The 15996-nt window shown below is 47.2% G+C and carries 16 protein-coding genes; all 16 read left to right on the top strand.

Annotated elements, in window-relative coordinates:
• Window positions 1-374 precede the first annotated feature (374 nt).
• A complete protein-coding gene (gene wbpA, locus WF513_RS11275; RefSeq protein WP_339083536.1) occupies window positions 375-1688 on the top strand; it encodes a UDP-N-acetyl-D-glucosamine 6-dehydrogenase in 1314 nt (437 codons plus the stop codon).
• A 77-nt stretch (window positions 1689-1765) separates the two neighbouring features.
• Window positions 1766-2716, top strand: a complete 951-nt coding sequence (gene wbpB / locus WF513_RS11270) for a UDP-N-acetyl-2-amino-2-deoxy-D-glucuronate oxidase (RefSeq protein ID WP_339079466.1) — start codon at window positions 1766-1768, stop codon at window positions 2714-2716.
• A gap of 7 nt (window positions 2717-2723) precedes the next feature.
• Entirely contained in the window at window positions 2724-4715 is a 1992-nt protein-coding gene (locus tag WF513_RS11265; RefSeq protein ID WP_339079465.1) for a hypothetical protein, read from the top strand.
• Window positions 4712-5404, top strand: coding sequence for a WbqC family protein (locus WF513_RS11260; protein ID WP_339079464.1), 693 nt, complete (start codon window positions 4712-4714; stop codon window positions 5402-5404). The genes WF513_RS11265 and WF513_RS11260 overlap by 4 nt, the downstream gene beginning before the upstream one ends.
• Entirely contained in the window at window positions 5404-6333 is a 930-nt protein-coding gene (locus tag WF513_RS11255) for a glycosyltransferase family 2 protein (protein ID WP_339079463.1), read from the top strand. The genes WF513_RS11260 and WF513_RS11255 overlap by 1 nt, the downstream gene beginning before the upstream one ends.
• Window positions 6314-6949, top strand: a complete 636-nt coding sequence (locus tag WF513_RS11250; protein ID WP_339079461.1) for a class I SAM-dependent methyltransferase — start codon at window positions 6314-6316, stop codon at window positions 6947-6949. Before WF513_RS11255 ends, WF513_RS11250 begins: the two co-directional genes overlap by 20 nt.
• Window positions 6946-7611, top strand: coding sequence for an acetyltransferase (locus tag WF513_RS11245; RefSeq protein WP_339079460.1), 666 nt, complete (start codon window positions 6946-6948; stop codon window positions 7609-7611). Before WF513_RS11250 ends, WF513_RS11245 begins: the two co-directional genes overlap by 4 nt.
• Window positions 7608-8528 (top strand): hypothetical protein, encoded by a 921-nt coding sequence (locus tag WF513_RS11240; RefSeq protein ID WP_339079459.1) that lies wholly within the window; start codon window positions 7608-7610, stop codon window positions 8526-8528. The genes WF513_RS11245 and WF513_RS11240 overlap by 4 nt, the downstream gene beginning before the upstream one ends.
• Window positions 8528-8902 (top strand): EamA family transporter, encoded by a 375-nt coding sequence (locus WF513_RS11235; protein ID WP_339079458.1) that lies wholly within the window; start codon window positions 8528-8530, stop codon window positions 8900-8902. Before WF513_RS11240 ends, WF513_RS11235 begins: the two co-directional genes overlap by 1 nt.
• A gap of 3 nt (window positions 8903-8905) precedes the next feature.
• On the top strand, window positions 8906-9520 hold the full coding sequence (locus tag WF513_RS11230) for a class I SAM-dependent methyltransferase (protein WP_339079457.1): 615 nt from the start codon (window positions 8906-8908) through the stop codon (window positions 9518-9520).
• Between the two features lie 33 nt (window positions 9521-9553).
• The gene (rffA, locus tag WF513_RS11225; RefSeq protein WP_339083534.1) at window positions 9554-10708 is read left to right on the top strand and encodes a dTDP-4-amino-4,6-dideoxygalactose transaminase; all 1155 of its coding nucleotides are present in this window, start codon (window positions 9554-9556) and stop codon (window positions 10706-10708) included.
• A 56-nt stretch (window positions 10709-10764) separates the two neighbouring features.
• Window positions 10765-11349 (top strand): UDP-2-acetamido-3-amino-2,3-dideoxy-D-glucuronate N-acetyltransferase, encoded by a 585-nt coding sequence (wbpD, locus tag WF513_RS11220; RefSeq protein WP_339079456.1) that lies wholly within the window; start codon window positions 10765-10767, stop codon window positions 11347-11349.
• The gene (locus WF513_RS11215; protein WP_339079455.1) at window positions 11350-12426 is read left to right on the top strand and encodes a DegT/DnrJ/EryC1/StrS family aminotransferase; all 1077 of its coding nucleotides are present in this window, start codon (window positions 11350-11352) and stop codon (window positions 12424-12426) included.
• Complete coding sequence (locus WF513_RS11210; RefSeq protein ID WP_339079454.1) at window positions 12423-13685, top strand: oligosaccharide flippase family protein; 1263 nt, start codon at window positions 12423-12425, stop codon at window positions 13683-13685. The genes WF513_RS11215 and WF513_RS11210 overlap by 4 nt, the downstream gene beginning before the upstream one ends.
• Window positions 13682-14746 carry a UDP-N-acetylglucosamine 2-epimerase (non-hydrolyzing) gene (gene wecB, locus WF513_RS11205; RefSeq protein WP_339079453.1) on the top strand — a complete coding sequence of 355 codons (1065 nt, stop codon included), beginning with the start codon at window positions 13682-13684 and terminating at the stop codon, window positions 14744-14746. Before WF513_RS11210 ends, wecB begins: the two co-directional genes overlap by 4 nt.
• A 27-nt stretch (window positions 14747-14773) precedes the next feature.
• On the top strand, window positions 14774-15994 hold the full coding sequence (locus WF513_RS11200; RefSeq protein WP_339079452.1) for a hypothetical protein: 1221 nt from the start codon (window positions 14774-14776) through the stop codon (window positions 15992-15994).
• Window positions 15995-15996: the final 2 nt, after the last annotated feature.

The following is a 15996-nucleotide window of genomic DNA, read 5'->3' as shown; positions in this document are numbered from 1 at the left end:
CACGGTCTGTTCATCGATTATGGTTCGTTTCAAAGGTTGCAAATGAGCGTTGAATATAAATTCGCTGTTCATCGGGCTAAGCGCCCATGGCCACGCTAATGGCAAGCGGCGGCATCCGCAGCAGCGGGTATATTGTAAATGATCTCACAGGCTTGCTTTGCAACCCCCGGTTTGACGCATTGTTTATCGGCTACCAAACGCAAGGCACGCCGGGTCCAACCATCCCAATCTACGTTGAGCGCGGCCGTTATGTAGATTTAGACGCAGAGAACTATAAGATTTAAGCCAAGATCAACACCATAATCGGCTGCTAAGCAATTTCAAGTTGAATAGATAACCAGTAATTTAAAGAAAAACTTATGGAGCTTCACCAGATGTCAGGCATAAAGCAAGTGAGTATCGCTGAATTTAAAAACAAAGAAGCGATTATTGGTATCGTAGGTTTAGGCTATGTAGGTTTACCATTGATGCTGCGCTATAACGCTATCGGCTTTCGTGTACTTGGCATTGATATCGATGAAGCTAAAGTCTTAAAACTTAATGATGGGCTGAGCTACATCGAACATATACCTAGTGAGAAAATCGCTAGCGCCCGTCAGAGCGGTTTTGAAGCCACTACGGATTTTCGTCGCGTCAGTGAGTGTGCAGCACTCATTCTGTGCGTACCCACGCCTTTGAATAAGTATCGTGAGCCAGACATGAGCTTTGTGATCGATACTACTAACGCGATAAAGCCTTACTTGCGTGAAGGTCAAATTGTCTCGTTGGAGAGCACCACATACCCAGGCACTACCGAAGAAGAGTTACTACCTCGCGTACAAGAAGGTGGCTTGGTGGTCGGCGAATCCATATTCTTAGTTTATTCGCCTGAGCGTGAAGATCCGGGCAACCTAAACTTTGAAACCCGCACCATCCCGAAAGTTATAGGCGGTCACACTCCAGCTTGCTTGGAAGTCGGTGTAGCTCTTTACGAGCAAGCAATCGACCAAGTTGTCTCGGTCAGTTCAACTAAAGCGGCGGAAATGACCAAGCTGCTAGAAAACATCCACCGTGCCGTCAACATTGGCTTGGTAAACGAGATGAAGATCGTCGCAGACCGTATGGGTATCGATATTTTTGAAGTGGTCGACGCTGCTGCCACTAAGCCGTTTGGTTTCACTGCCTACTACCCTGGCCCTGGCCTGGGTGGCCACTGTATTCCTATCGATCCCTTCTATCTGACGTGGAAAGCCCGCGAATACGGCCTGCACACCCGTTTCATCGAGCTGTCCGGTGAAGTCAACCAAGCTATGCCTGAATACGTGCTGGGTAAGCTGATGGATGGCTTGAACGATAATGGCAAGGCCGTGAAGGGCAGCAAAGTGCTCGTGCTTGGTATTGCCTACAAGAAGAACGTTGACGACATGCGTGAATCGCCTTCTGTGGAAATCATGGAGCTGATCGAGGCCAAGGGCGGTATTGTTGCCTACAGCGACCCCCACGTTCCTGTCTTCCCCAAAATGCGTGAGCACCACTTCGAGTTGAGCAGCGAAGACCTAACTGCCGACACCCTTGCCAGCTTTGATGCAGTGATCTTGGCCACTGATCACGATAAGTTCGATTACGAACTGATTAAGCAACACGCCACACTGATCGTGGATAGCCGTGGCAAATACCGTGCCCCGGCCCCCCATATCATCAAAGCCTAATCCCTGGCCCCTAATAACATTGCCCGGCCGGTTCGATTAGTAACCTGCCGGATACTTATGCAATGCAAGGAACACCCATGAAAAACTTCGCCCTGATCGGCGCTGCCGGTTACATTGCTCCCCGACATATGCGCGCTATTAAGGACACCGGCAACGTGCTGGTCTCTGCCTACGACATCAACGACTCGGTCGGAATCATCGACAGCATCTCGCCGCAAAGCGAGTTCTTCACCGAGTTCGAACGCTTCCAAGAGCACGCTTATCGCCTGAAGCGTGATCCGGCCACTGCACTCGACTATGCCGCCGTTTGCTCGCCAAACTACCTGCACCATTCGCATATCGTCGCGGGCTTGCGTTTGGGTTGCGATGTCATCTGCGAAAAACCGCTGGTCCCTACCCCGGAAAATCTCGACGAGCTGGCCTTGGTCGAGCGGGAAACCGGCAAGCGCCTCTACAACATCCTGCAACTGCGTCACCACCAGGCCATCCTCAGCCTTAAGGACAAGGTCGCCCGCGAAATCAGCGAACACAAATACGATGTTGAGCTGACCTACATCACCTCGCGCGGCAAGTGGTACATGGAGAGCTGGAAGGGCGATCCACGCAAATCCTTTGGCGTGGCTACCAATATCGGTGTGCACTTCTACGACATGCTCCATTTCATCTTCGGTAAGCTGCAGCGCAACGTCGTTCACTTCGTTTCAGACTATAAAGCCGCGGGCTACCTGGAATACGAGAATGCCCGGGTTCGCTGGTTTCTCTCTATCGACGCTAACGACCTTCCAGCGTCCGTAAAGGGCAAGAAGTCGACTTACCGTTCTATCACCGTCAACGGTGAGGAGATGGAGTTCTCCGAAGGCTTCACTGATCTGCACACCACCAGTTACCAAGAGATTCTCGCGGGTCGTGGCTACGGTATCGAAGACGCCCGTCATTGTGTGGAGACGGTGAATACGATTCGCTCTGCTGCCATTGTTAGTGCACAGAACGATGAAGCACATCCATTCCTATTGTCATTGAAAGGTTGATGTAGAAATGACTAGCGGGAGCTCAAGAATTTATGTAAGTGCATTGCGATTGCTGAGCGTATTGCCCTGGGGGCTCTCAGCGGCATTAACTGTTTTTATGATTGTCAGCCTCCTGTGGTTTAGCCATTATGGTCTGGACTATACTGATGAGTCGTTTTACTTGGTTTCGATGGCCAATCCATCCCGCTACAGTTTTTCAATATCGCAATTCGGCTTTATATATAACCCGATATATAGATTGTTAGGTGGGGATGTTTCAGCGTTACGTCAGTTCAATATTGTTATCATATTTTTCTTGGCGTGGGCTGTTTGTGACTTGTTTCTTAAGAGATTAACACCTCAGTCGGTTGGGGGTGCTTATGCTCGGCTTGTCACTTCTGCCGGTATAGCAATGTCTTCTCTGACGGTTCTCGTTTTCGCCGGATTATGGCTACCAACCCCAAGCTACAACAGCCTAGCATTCAAGGGATTACTGATAATCACCGCCGGCTTACTACTAGGAGATAGAACTGGCTCTCGTTCTAGTACCCTCGGTTGGGTATTGGTTGGTCTCGGCGGTTGGCTGACATTTATGGGCAAGCCCACGACTGCTGCAATGGCAGGCCTTAGCGTTATTGTATATGCACTACTATCAGGAAAATTATCAGTTCGCTCGCTGATAGCACTGTTGAGTTTTTTGGTCTGTCTACTCGTTTCCGCGTTTGTGATTGATGGATCCGTCTCTGGGTTTTTCGCTCGATACCGTGACGGTTTAGAGTTTGCCTCAATGCTAGGGGGAGGGCATTCAGTAGATATACTATTCCGTATTGATGATTTTCAGTTAAGCCTGATGTCGACAGGGATTTTTTGGGCAACTGTTCTAGCTGCTATTGTAGGGCTTATTGCTTCCCTTTTGGAAACTTCGGGGTCTGCAGTTATTGTTGCGTTGATGCAGGTTACGTTGATAGCTATTGGTTTAACAGGTGTTTTTTGGTATTCATCACAAGTCGAAATGCATGATGGTTATCAGAATTTGATGCTTGGCGTTATTCTAATGGCGGCTATTCCAGTTGGTATTTCTACACTGTTGCAATCAAGGCTATTATTATCTTTTATTCAGGTTTTTATAATTGTTCTAGGGTTCGCTTTTTTCTATTTGGTTCCTCTAAGCCCTTTGACTTCCAATTTGGGTTTTAGTGTTTTGCAGAGTGCAGCGTTACTTGCAGTAATAGCGATGGGCTTTGCATTTTTCAGGCGTAAGTATCTTCCTGTGAAGCACGGAAGATACTTAGTATTGGTTGTTCCATTTCTTGGGTTTACATATGCCTATGCACTTGGGACGGGGAATAACTATTGGATTCCTATTGGGAGCGCCGGATTTTTCATTGTGTTATCTGGGCTTCTGGCTATTTCTCATCTTGCCGGCAGGCAAGAGTTTCCTCGGGTGTTGTTCACTGTGTCTATAGTAGTCCAAGTCATTACATTGGGCTTGCTGCTGAAAGGGTTAGAGCATCCTTATCGGCAAACTTACCCACTGTTCGATAATAGCTACGCCATAGACTTGGGAACCCAAGGTGGGCAGTTGAGGCTGGCAGAAAATTCTGGAGAATACATTTCCGCTGCGCGTAATGTTTTTTCCGCATCTGGCTTTATCAAGGGCACGCCAGTGATCGACATGACGGGGCACTCGCCGGGAGTCCTTCATGTAATAGGAGCTGACAGTGTTGGAGTGGCCTGGACTCTCGGTGGTTATCCAGGCAGCACGGTATATGTTGAGAAAGCACTAAAATTAGTGTCCTGCAAACAGCTCGCACAAGCGTGGCTAATCACTGAGCCAAAGGGTCCCCGTCCACTCTCAGAGCAGCTATTGGCAAGTTTTGGGGCAAGTCTTTCAGCTGATTTCGATGTTGTTGGTATGCTTCATTCCACTAATGGTGACGCGCAAACAGTCTATAAGCCGGCGCATCCAATACATATTGTCGAAACAGCCTGCAGTAAATTGCGAGTGAGCTACCCATGAAAAAAATCGCCATCCTCCAATCCAACTACATCCCTTGGAAAGGTTATTTCGACATGATCGCCGCAGTGGATGAATTCATCCTCTACGACGACATGCAATATACTCGGCGCGACTGGCGTAATCGAAACCAAATCAAGACGCCACAGGGCGTTAAATGGCTGACTATTCCCGTCAAGGTAAAAGGCAAATATTACCAGACCATACGCGAAACGGAGGTCGACGGTTACCAGTGGTCAAAGGACCACTGGAACGTCCTGTCGCAGAATTATCGACACGCCCCATGTTTTTGCGAGATTGCTGCCTGGCTTGAGCCACTGTATTTAGCTGAACCAGCAGTGCATCTTTCCCAACTAAATCGACGCTTCATTGACGCCGTCTGCTCTTACCTAGAAATCAAGACAGTTATCAGTAATTCATGGGATTACTCATTGTCTGAAGGTAAGACAAAGCGGCTAGCGAATCTGTGTGCGGCGGCAGGGGGCAGTGAATACATCTCTGGGCCGTCTGCCAAGGACTACATCGAAGAAGCTGTATTTACCGAACGGGGCATTAAATTGACGTGGTTTGATTACGCGGGATACCCTGAGTACCCTCAACTATGTGGTGATTTTACACATGGGGTTAGCATTCTGGATTTGCTCTTCAACTGCGGTAAAGATGCATACCGCTACATGAGGTATGTACGCTAGTGAAGCTGTCCATCGTTGCAACCCTTTATCAGTCTGCTCCCTACATTGCCGAGTTCCATCAGCGTGCCAGTGCTGCTGCCAGACAACTCGTCGGTGACGACTACGAGATCGTGCTGGTGAATGATGGGTCGCCAGACAGTAGTTTGGATCTGGCTGTGCAATTTTCAGAGTGCGACGGCCATGTTGTCGTCGTTGATCTATCGCGCAACTTCGGTCATCACAAGGCCATGATGACCGGGCTTGCCCATGCCAGGGGAGGGCGAGTCTTTCTGATCGACAGCGATCTGGAGGAGGAGCCAGAGTGCCTGATCGGTTTTTCAGACCAGATGCAAATTGAGTCATGTGACGTGGTTTATGGCGTACAGGAACAGCGCAAAGGAAATTGGTTCGAGCGCTGGAGTGGCCAGTGGTTCTATCGTTTTTTCCAAGCGCTGACGGGCTTGGCTCTTCCCGAGAATATAGTCACGGCGCGCCTGATGACCCGTCGCTACGTGGATGCCCTGCTGCGCCATGAGGAAAGAGAGGTCTTCATGGCAGGCCTCTGGTACATCACCGGCTTCGTTCAACGTCCGCAAATAGTCAAGAAGCACAACACCAGCGATACGACGTACACCTTCCGCAGTAAGATGTCGTTGCTTGTGAACTCGGTTACGTCATTTAGCAATGCGCCGCTCGTAAGCATTTTCTATATTGGTATTTCAATTTCACTGTTTGCGCTCTGCTACATCGCCTACCTTTCCATACACTGGATATTCTTTGCCAAACCCTTGAGCGGCTGGACGTCGGTCATGGCCTCGATCTGGCTGCTGGGCGGGATGGTCATCTCGTTCATTGGGGTGATCGGCATCTATCTCTCGAAAATTTTCTCCGAGACCAAACAGCGCCCTTACACAATCGTCAGGCAGGTCTATGCAAAAAAACAAGACTGATCTACTCGTAGAGGTCGCCGACTATTACTCCGAAAAGTTGGCGCAACACGGGGTAACCCCTCGTGGCGTCGACTGGAGCGGCGAAGAGGGTCAGGGACTGCGCTTCGAACAACTGTGCAAGATCATCGATGGTCAGAATCAATTTTCACTCAATGATCTGGGCTGCGGCTACGGGGCGCTTCATGATTTTCTCGTTGGTCGCTATTCAGGATTTTCCTACGCGGGAATAGATGTATCCGAAAGCATGATCAGGTCCGCCGAGCAGCTATATAAGGGTATTCCTCAAGCGCGTTTCGTGCTCGCCAGTCAGCCCGACGGCGTTGCCGATTACGGAGTTGCCAGCGGCATCTTCAATGTTCGTCTGGGGCGGTCGGATGCGGAGTGGTGCGCGTATCTCGAAGCCACGTTGGACATTCTCGACCGCACCAGCCGACTTGGCTTTTCCTTCAATTGCCTTACGGCTTATTCCGATGCGGAGAAGATGCTCGACTACCTCTACTATGCAGACCCCTGTGCTCTGTTCGATCTCTGCAAGCGACGCTACTCGCGCAACGTAGCCCTGCTGCATGATTACGACCTTTATGAGTTCACAATCCTGGTGAGGAAGTCTCCATGAAGAAGCCTCTAGTGATTTTTGGCTTTGGCGATATTGCCCAACTCGCACACTACTATTTCAGCACGGACTCCGATTATGAAGTAGTCGCTTTCACGCTTGACGCCGAGTACATAACAGAAATTTTTTTTTGTGGCTTGCCGGTGGTTGCATTCGAAGAGGTGGCCCAGAAGTATAGGCCTGAGGAATGCGAGTTTTTTGTTGCACTGAGTTATTCCAAGCTCAATGCGGTACGCAAGGAAAAATACCTGGCTGCTAAAGAACTGGGTTACCGCCTGGCTAGCTTCGTAAGTTCACGGACCACCGTGTTAAACGAAGGGCGTATCGGTGAAAACTGTTTTATCTTTGAAGACAATACCATTCAACCATTTGTCACCATCGGGAACAATGTCACCTTGTGGAGCGGCAATCATATCGGCCACCACTCGACCATTAATGATCACTGTTTCATCGCCTCGCATGTTGTTATTTCGGGTGGAGTCGAGATTGGTGAGCAGTGTTTTATCGGCGTGAACGCCACGTTGCGTGACCATATCAAGATCGGCGAGAAGTGTGTGGTTGGTGCCGGCACCTTGCTGCTCGCCGATGCTGAGGCCGAAGGTGTTTATATCGGGAAAGCAACCGAGCGTGCGCAAGTGCCTAGCACGAAGTTGAGACGGATATGAGTGTTAATGCCGTGTGGCGTAAGCTTGGTTTGGTGTTTTGCCCTTCAGGCGAAACGCCTTGGATGAAATCTCACGCAGCTGTTCCAGTAGCTGAAAGTCTTGGAGATAGTCTGTTTAAAATTTATTTTAGTTCGCGTGATGCCCACAACCGTAGTTATACCGGATATGTGGTTGTAGACATAGATCGACCAGAACGTATCCTTGAATTGTCGAAAGACCCTGTCCTTAGTCCCGGCCAACTTGGCGAATTCGACGACAGTGGCGCAATGGCAAGTTGGCTAAGTCACCATGAAGGCCAAAAGTTTCTCTACTACATTGGATGGAATCTGGGTGTTACCGTACCGTTTCGGAATTCAATAGGCCTGGCAATCAGTGTAAAAGACAATGGTTTCAAGCGGTATTCCAGCGGGCCAATCGTTGATCGATCGATTGACGAACCGCATTTCTGTGCAAGTTGTTGCGTTATCCCCGGAAATAATATTTGGCGGATGTGGTATTTGTCCTGCACCGGTTGGTGTATGCGAGACGGCAAGCCCGAGCACAGGTATCACATCAAGTATGCTGAGTCGCTAGATGGTATAAAATGGCAACGAAACGGTGATATTGCTATTGATTTCTTGAATAAGCAGGAATACGCAATTTCTCGACCATCGGTTATTGCTGACACTGATCGATTGAGAATGTGGTATTCATTTAGAGGGGAATCATATCGAATTGGATACGCGGAGTCAGCTGACGGTCGCAAGTGGGAGCGTCTTGATCATCAAGTTGGTATAGATGTTTCTGAAACAGGGTGGGATTCAGAAATGATCGAATACCCATACGTCTTCGATCACGCGGGCCAGAGGTACATGGTTTACAACGGTAATGGCTACGGGAAAACGGGTTTTGGACTGGCCGTATTGGAGGCAGGCTGATGCTGCGGTCGCTAGATCACATATATATTGCTGGGACAATTTTTTTTACTGTCTATAGCCAGCTCATAATGCGCTGGCAAGTGTCTCTTGCCGGTGTGCTGCCTACCGACTTGTTAGGAAAATTGTACTTCGTTGGGCACCTTTTTCTCAATCCATGGGTGATTTCTAGCATTTTAGCCACCCTTTTGGCGGGGATCTCGTGGATGTTGGCTATGTCTCGATTTGAGATCAGTTATGCCTACCCATGGATAAGCCTGAATTTTCTTCTTATGCTTTTCTTTGGGGTGGTGTTGTTCGATGAATCATTCAGTATAGCAAAGCTGTTTGGCACACTTCTTATTGTCGCTGGTATTGTCGTACTAGCAGGGAAATGATCCATGGCACAGGTCACGTACGGCATCAGGGCGATTCTCTCTCACCCGATTATCTATTCATCTTTTCAGTCGCTTATGGGGGCACATAAGTCACGTCAGCATTTCGTCGAGAATTTTGTCAGGCCCTTTCCGGGAATGAAGATTCTCGATGTGGGTTGCGGACCTTCCGATATTCTTGCCTATCTGCCCAATGTAGACTATTGGGGGTTCGATATCAGTGAGGCCTACATTGAGCAGGCCAAAAAACGGTTTGGGGGGCATGGTCAGTTCAACTGCAGACAACTTCAATTTGAGGATCTTGCAGCGTTGCCGAAGTTTGACGTGATACTGGCTTTGGGGTTGCTGCATCATTTAGATGATTCTGTAGCACTGGGCGTCCTGCAACTTGGTTATGAGGCGCTGAAGCCAGGTGGTAGATTGCTGACAATTGATCCTTGTCTGGATCCTTCACAAAATGTAGTTGCTCGTTTCCTGGTTCGCAATGATCGCGGCCAGAATGTGCGTCACAAGGAAGGGTATCAATCGTTGGCCGACAAGGTGTTCGCGTCGCCACGAGTTGAAGTGCACCATCAGGCTTGGATCCCCTATACCCATTGCTCCATGGAGTGCCAGAAATGATCTGGATATTGAACAAGCAAGCGGGGTGTGGAATTGAATAGCTTGAAAATTCCGTTCAACAAGCCGTACATGACCGGCAAAGAGCTTTATTATATTGCCGAAGCGAATTTCGGCAATAAGCTTGCAGGCGATGGTCCTTTCACCAAACGTTGCCACAATTGGCTTGAGCAAAGTACTGACTGTTCCAAGGCACTGTTGACTCATTCTTGTACTGCAGCGCTGGAGATGGCAGCCCTGTTGCTGGATATCCAGCCGGGCGACGAAGTCATAATGCCGTCCTACACCTTTGTGTCGACGGCCAATGCCTTTGTGTTGCGTGGCGGTGTGCCGGTGTTTGTGGATATTCGTGAGGACACGCTGAATCTTGATGAGCGCTTGATCGAAGCGGCCATTACCCCCCGCACTAGGGCGATTGTGCCGGTGCATTACGCGGGTGTCGCGTGCGAGATGGATGCCATCATGGCGATTGCTCGTCGGCACGGCCTCAAAGTTGTGGAGGATGCTGCACAGGGTGTGATGTCTACTTATAAAGGTCGTGCGCTTGGCAGCATTGGTGATCTGGGTGCCTATAGCTTTCACGAAACCAAGAATGTGATCTCCGGCGAGGGTGGAGCGTTGTTGGTTAACGATCCCGAGCTGGCCTTGCGCGCAGAGATTATTCGGGAAAAAGGTACGGATCGAAACCGTTTCTTCCGAGGCGAGGTGGACAAATACACCTGGCAGGAGGTTGGCTCTTCCTTTCTTCCTGGTGAACTAACTGCGGCGTTCCTCTGGGCCCAACTGGAAGAAGCACAAACAATTACTAGGGAGCGTTTGGCAATTTGGGCTCGTTATCATGAGGCGTTGGAAACGCTCGAGAGTAAGGGGCTGCTGCAACGCCCTAGAGTGCCAGTGGACTGTCAGCATAATGCGCACATGTATTATGTGCTACTTGCTCCTGGTATCGGTCGGCAAGCAGTTTTGAGTGAATTAAAGAGCAATGATATAAATGCAGTCTTTCACTATGTGCCACTGCATTCTTCGCCTGCAGGAGAGCGCTATGGCAGGGTCGCAGGGTCGATGGAGGTGACCAATAAAATTTCCAAATGTTTGATTCGATTGCCTCTTTGGGTGGGGCTGACTATAGAACAGCAAGGATGGGTCATGGATGTCCTGAGTCGTGCTGTTGTTGGTGGTGTAAAGTTATAAATCATTGTCCGGCGTCTATTGACTGCTTCTTATAATATTTTTCAGGTAGTTAGAATATGAAGTTTTACCAGCACTCCAGTGCCATCATCGACGACGGTGCTCAGATCGGTGAAGGCTCGCGTGTCTGGCATTTCGTGCATGTCTGTGGCGGAGCCCGTATAGGGAAGGGCGTATCCCTCGGTCAAAACGTCTTCGTCGGCAACAAGGTTGTAATCGGCGATAATTGCAAGGTGCAGAACAACGTTTCGGTGTACGACAACGTCACCCTTGAACAGGGCGTATTCTGCGGCCCTAGCATGGTATTTACCAATGTGTACAATCCGCGTTCGCTGATCGGGCGCAAGGACCAGTATCGCGACACCCTGGTGAAAAAAGGAGCCACCCTCGGCGCCAACTGCACCATCGTTTGTGGTGTGACCATTGGTGAGTACGCTTTCGTCGGGGCCGGTGCGGTAGTCAACAAGGACATATCAGCATATGCCCTGATGGTGGGCGTACCAGCACGCCAGATTGGTTGGATGAGCGAGTTTGGCGAGCAACTGACACTGCCAGTGACAGGTGAGGGCGAAGTTGCCTGCCAGCACACTGGTTCCCGCTATGTATTGAATGGCACAACCCTGAGCAAAGTGGATGCGCAATAAATGATCGAGTTCATCGACCTGAAAACCCAACAAGTCCGTATCAAGGACAAGATCGACGCTGGTATCCAGCGAGTGCTTGCCCACGGCCAGTACATTCTTGGTCCGGAAGTGGCTGAGCTGGAAGAAAAGCTAGCCGCTTTTGTTGGCGCTAAATACTGCATCACCTGCGCCAACGGCACCGATGCGCTGCAGATTGCGCAGATGGCGTTAGGGATTGGTCCGGGCGATGAAGTAATTACCCCTGGATTCACCTATATAGCTACAGCCGAAACTGTGGCCTTATTGGGGGCAAAACCGGTCTACGTTGATATCGACCCGCGTACGTACAACCTCGACCCGAACCTGCTGGAAGCTGCTATCACCCCACGCACTAAAGCTATCATCCCTGTTTCACTCTACGGACAATGCGCGGATTTCGATGCCATCAATGCAATAGCTGCGAAATACGGTATTCCGGTAATCGAGGATGCTGCGCAGAGTTTTGGTGCAACCTACAAAGATAAGCGCTCTTGCAATCTGAGCACTATTGCCTGCACGAGCTTCTTTCCGAGCAAGCCGCTGGGTTGCTATGGCGATGGCGGCGCGATTTTTACCAATGATGAAGAGCTGGCAAAAGTGCTAAGGCAAATTGCGCGTCACGGGCAGGATCGCCGTTATCACCATATCCGTGTGGGGGTTAATAGCCGCCTGGATACACTGCAAGCAGCGATTCTTTTACCCAAGCTGGAGATTTTTCCTAGTGAGCTGATTGCTCGGCAAAAAGTGGCCTTAACCTACGATCGGTTGTTGTCGCAGCACGCGATAAAAAATCCTTATATCGAACCATATAACGTTAGTGCCTATGCCCAATACACTATTTGTGTAGGTCATCGTGATAGCCTACAGCAGCACCTCATGGAGCAGGGTGTACCAACTGCTGTGCACTACCCTATACCATTGAACAAGCAGCCCGCTGTTTTTGATGAAGCGTATCTTCCCGTTGGTGACGAACTTTCGCAGAAGGTAATGAGCTTACCTATGCATCCTTATCTAAAGGCAGGCGATATAAGATTAATAACGCAAGCGTTGTCTAAATGAAACAGTGGGTTCTAGGTCGTTTTAATTCAATAATAGCTCGCTCGATTGCTGTTATGTTTGGTGGTACGGTACTGGCTCAAGGTGTTACTTTTGCGGTGACGCCTTTGTTGAGCAGGCTTTTTACGCCAGAAGATTTTGGAGTACTAGGTGCTTTTGTTGCAATTCTGACAATTTTGATTTCTTTCTCATCGCTGAAGTATGAGCTCGCCATACCACAAGTCCCAATGAGGAAGCATTCGTTAGAATTGGTTTTTTTGTGTATCTACATACTATGCCTGATTTCATTTGTAGTTGCGATTTTTATATTTTTCTTATGGTTTTTTGATTTCTATTACGTGGGAGCTTATCTTTGGGCTCTACCTATAGCTGTTTTTTTAGCAGGCTCTTTTCAAGTCGCGACATATTTCTCTATTAAAGATAAAAATTTTTATTTGCTGTCTAAGGCTAATATATATAGAAGCTCTGCACAGGCATTCTTACAAGTTATTTCAGGTTTTCTTTCATTTGGTAGCGGCTCGCTTGTATTGAGTTATATCATTAGTCAGGGGTTAGGAAGTTTCGAGATTTTGCATGGTGCCTTAAAAGAGGCCAAACCTCCAAAATTTTCAAAATTGATGGTGTTGCTCAGGAAGTATGTTAGGTTTCCAAAATTCTCTGCTTCTGCAAGTACTTTAAATACTGCGGCCACCAACTCTTTACCCTTTCTTATTATCTATTTTTGGACGGTAGCAGATGCAGGGCTTTTTGCACTGACTCAGCGAGCGATGGGTGCGCCTATGGCTTTTTTGGGCGCTGCTATTGCAAGTGTTTACTTGTCTGAGTTTCCCGAAATACTAAAGCGAAATCCTATTGATGCCAAAAAATTCTATATTAAATCGTTTAGAAATTTATTGTGGTCTGGGTTGCCTTTGGTTACTGTATCTACACTAATTCTTTTTTATTTTTCTGAGTATATATTTGGTGGCGAATGGGGTGGTGTTTCATCGTTAGTATTGGTGTTGGCTCCTTTTTTTCTTGGACAGTTTGTTGCGTCACCATTAAGTCAGACTCTAAATGTCATCGGCAGGCAAGATGTCCAGTTGATTTGGGATGTTTGTCGTCTATTTGTTGTTGTGGCTTGTCTAATCGCTTGCGGTATATATGAGGTCGGATTTGCTGTTTCGATACTTATCTACAGCATCTGGATGTTATTTTTCTATGTCGCGAGCATTTTTGTAACTTTAAAATTAATCAGTCGAGTTGGCTTGGAGGTTAAATGAAAGTTTTCACTGTGGTTGGGGCTAGGCCCCAGTTTATTAAAGCAGCTGTACTTTCTCGTGCGTTCTTAGCGCACAATATTGAAGAGGTGCTTGTTCATACTGGACAGCATTATGATAATGATATGTCAGATGTTTTCTTTAGTGAACTTAGTATTCCTCAGCCTTCCTACAATCTTGCTGTGGGAGGTGGTACGCATGGGCAAAATACTGGTCGTATGTTGGAGAAACTTGAGGAGTTGATGGTTGTAGAAAAGCCAGATTGGGTTTTAGTTTACGGTGATACCGATAGTACGCTTGCTGGTGCGCTTGCTGCCGCTAAACTTTATATTCCAATCGCACATATCGAGGCGGGCCTGCGCTCATTCAATCGTAGGATGCCTGAGGAAATTAATAGAGTATTGACTGATCATGTATCCTCATTGCTTTTTTCTCCCACTCAAGTGGCTGAGGAAAATCTATTGAATGAGCGAATTGCAGCTGAAAAAATACATGTCGTTGGTGATGTGATGTACGATGCGACCATTTTTTATTTGGATCGTGCTAAAAAGCCAAGTTGGTTTGATGTTGAAGGGTTCGAAGTTAATAATTTTATACTTTGCACCGTTCACAGAGCCGAAAATACGGATTCGGAGATTAGAATCAGGAATATTTTGTCAGGTCTGGGCTGTTCTCAGCTCCCAGTAATTTTGCCCATGCATCCGCGTACACGAAAAAAACTTGAATCTTTATCCATATTGATACCAGATTGTGTTCGAGTTGTTAGCCCTGTTGGTTATCTTGAAATGAACTGGTTAGAGGCTAATTGTAGGCTAATAGCTACTGATTCGGGCGGCGTTCAAAAAGAAGCCTACTTCCATAAGAAATATTGCGTGACCATGCGTAACGAAACCGAATGGGTTGAGCTTGTCGAAAAAGGAGTGAATATTCTCGTTGGTGACTCTGCTGAAAGAATAAAAGAAGCTATAAATTCTTCTGATACATATGATTTCAGTGAGTTTATATATGGTCAGGGTGACACAGCTTCTAAAATTATAAATGTGCTATTTGCTAATACCCAATAACTGGTTTCTTCTCTTATAGATATAGGTATGTTTGTTTTGAAAAATCTAGCTGAAAGGCTTTTTCTCCCTGGGTTTGGCTTTTTTATCTTTTTATTTTTTATTGGCCTGACTTATTGTGTTATTCCATTTTCGCTCTTCATGTTTTTTTCAGTAGATGAGTACTTTTTAAAGTTATCCGGATTGACCTTTTTCTCAATAGTTATACTCGTGGCTGGCTATTTCACTCCGTTATTTGATGGCCAGTTTTCTCCGGGCGTGCGCCGAGTTATAATTAAAAGTACGGGTTTTAACTGTATAGTGTGGTTGTTTTTTTTAATGTTTGCAGCGTATACATTTTATACTGCTCCATCTATACCTCTATACAGTGCTTTACAGGGTGCTAATGCAGACGACCTAAGCCAGCAGAGAGGTGATTTTTTCAAAGGTCGTACGGGGCTGGAATCAATATTATTATACTTGAGTACGATTTTTACAACAGTACTTATTCCCTATAGTCTGGTCTTAATGTATAGGGATAATAATAAATACAGACATTTATTCTTCTTCATGTCGTTTATTTTTTGTATAAGCTTTTTGCAGAAAGCTCTTTTTCTTAATATTTTTTTACCTGTCTTGGTTTGCTTTGCCATAACGGGACGACTTTCAATTCGTATGTTTTTAGCTTGCCTGTTAGGTATTCCATTTATTTTAGCGATTGCTGTTTTTCTTTCGCTTGGTGATGCGTCAACCGCGATGCGTACAGAAAATGTACCGCTGGCCTATTATTTTTCTGCTGAATATTTGCCACTTGGCGGATTGGATTATCTGTTTTGGCGTCTATTTGCCGTGCCATTGTTTACTGCTACTGACACCCTGCTCGTACATTCTGAGATATTCAAGGGCGATTTTTTGATGGGGGCAACCAGTACGTTCCTGTCACTGGTTTCTGGTATGGACAGAGTTAACATAGAGCGTTTTGTTTTTCAGCATCAGTTCGGAAGCTGGAATGAAATTGCTAACGCTAATGCTGTTTTTATATCTGACGCCTATGTTAACTTTGGTTGGACTGGTGTTTTTTGTTTCTCGTTCTTTATTGGCCAGGTTTTTAGGTGGTTCAGGCTCTCTAATGATGTTGCCTTCAAGTCTTTGTGGCCTGTTTTTGCTTTGACATTATACTCGGCATCCCTAATTGGAATGCTTATGAGCAACGGTTTTCTGTATATATTATTTCATGCGCTATTTGTTAGGGTCTACTGCATATCGAGATGATG

It is taken from the genome of Pseudomonas sp. TMP9 (genome assembly GCF_037943105.1).
In the GTDB taxonomy this organism is placed as follows: Bacteria; Pseudomonadota; Gammaproteobacteria; order Pseudomonadales; family Pseudomonadaceae; genus Aquipseudomonas.
The sequence above is the reverse complement of the archived record's forward strand: the minus strand, read 5'-3'. Positions and strand labels throughout refer to the sequence as shown.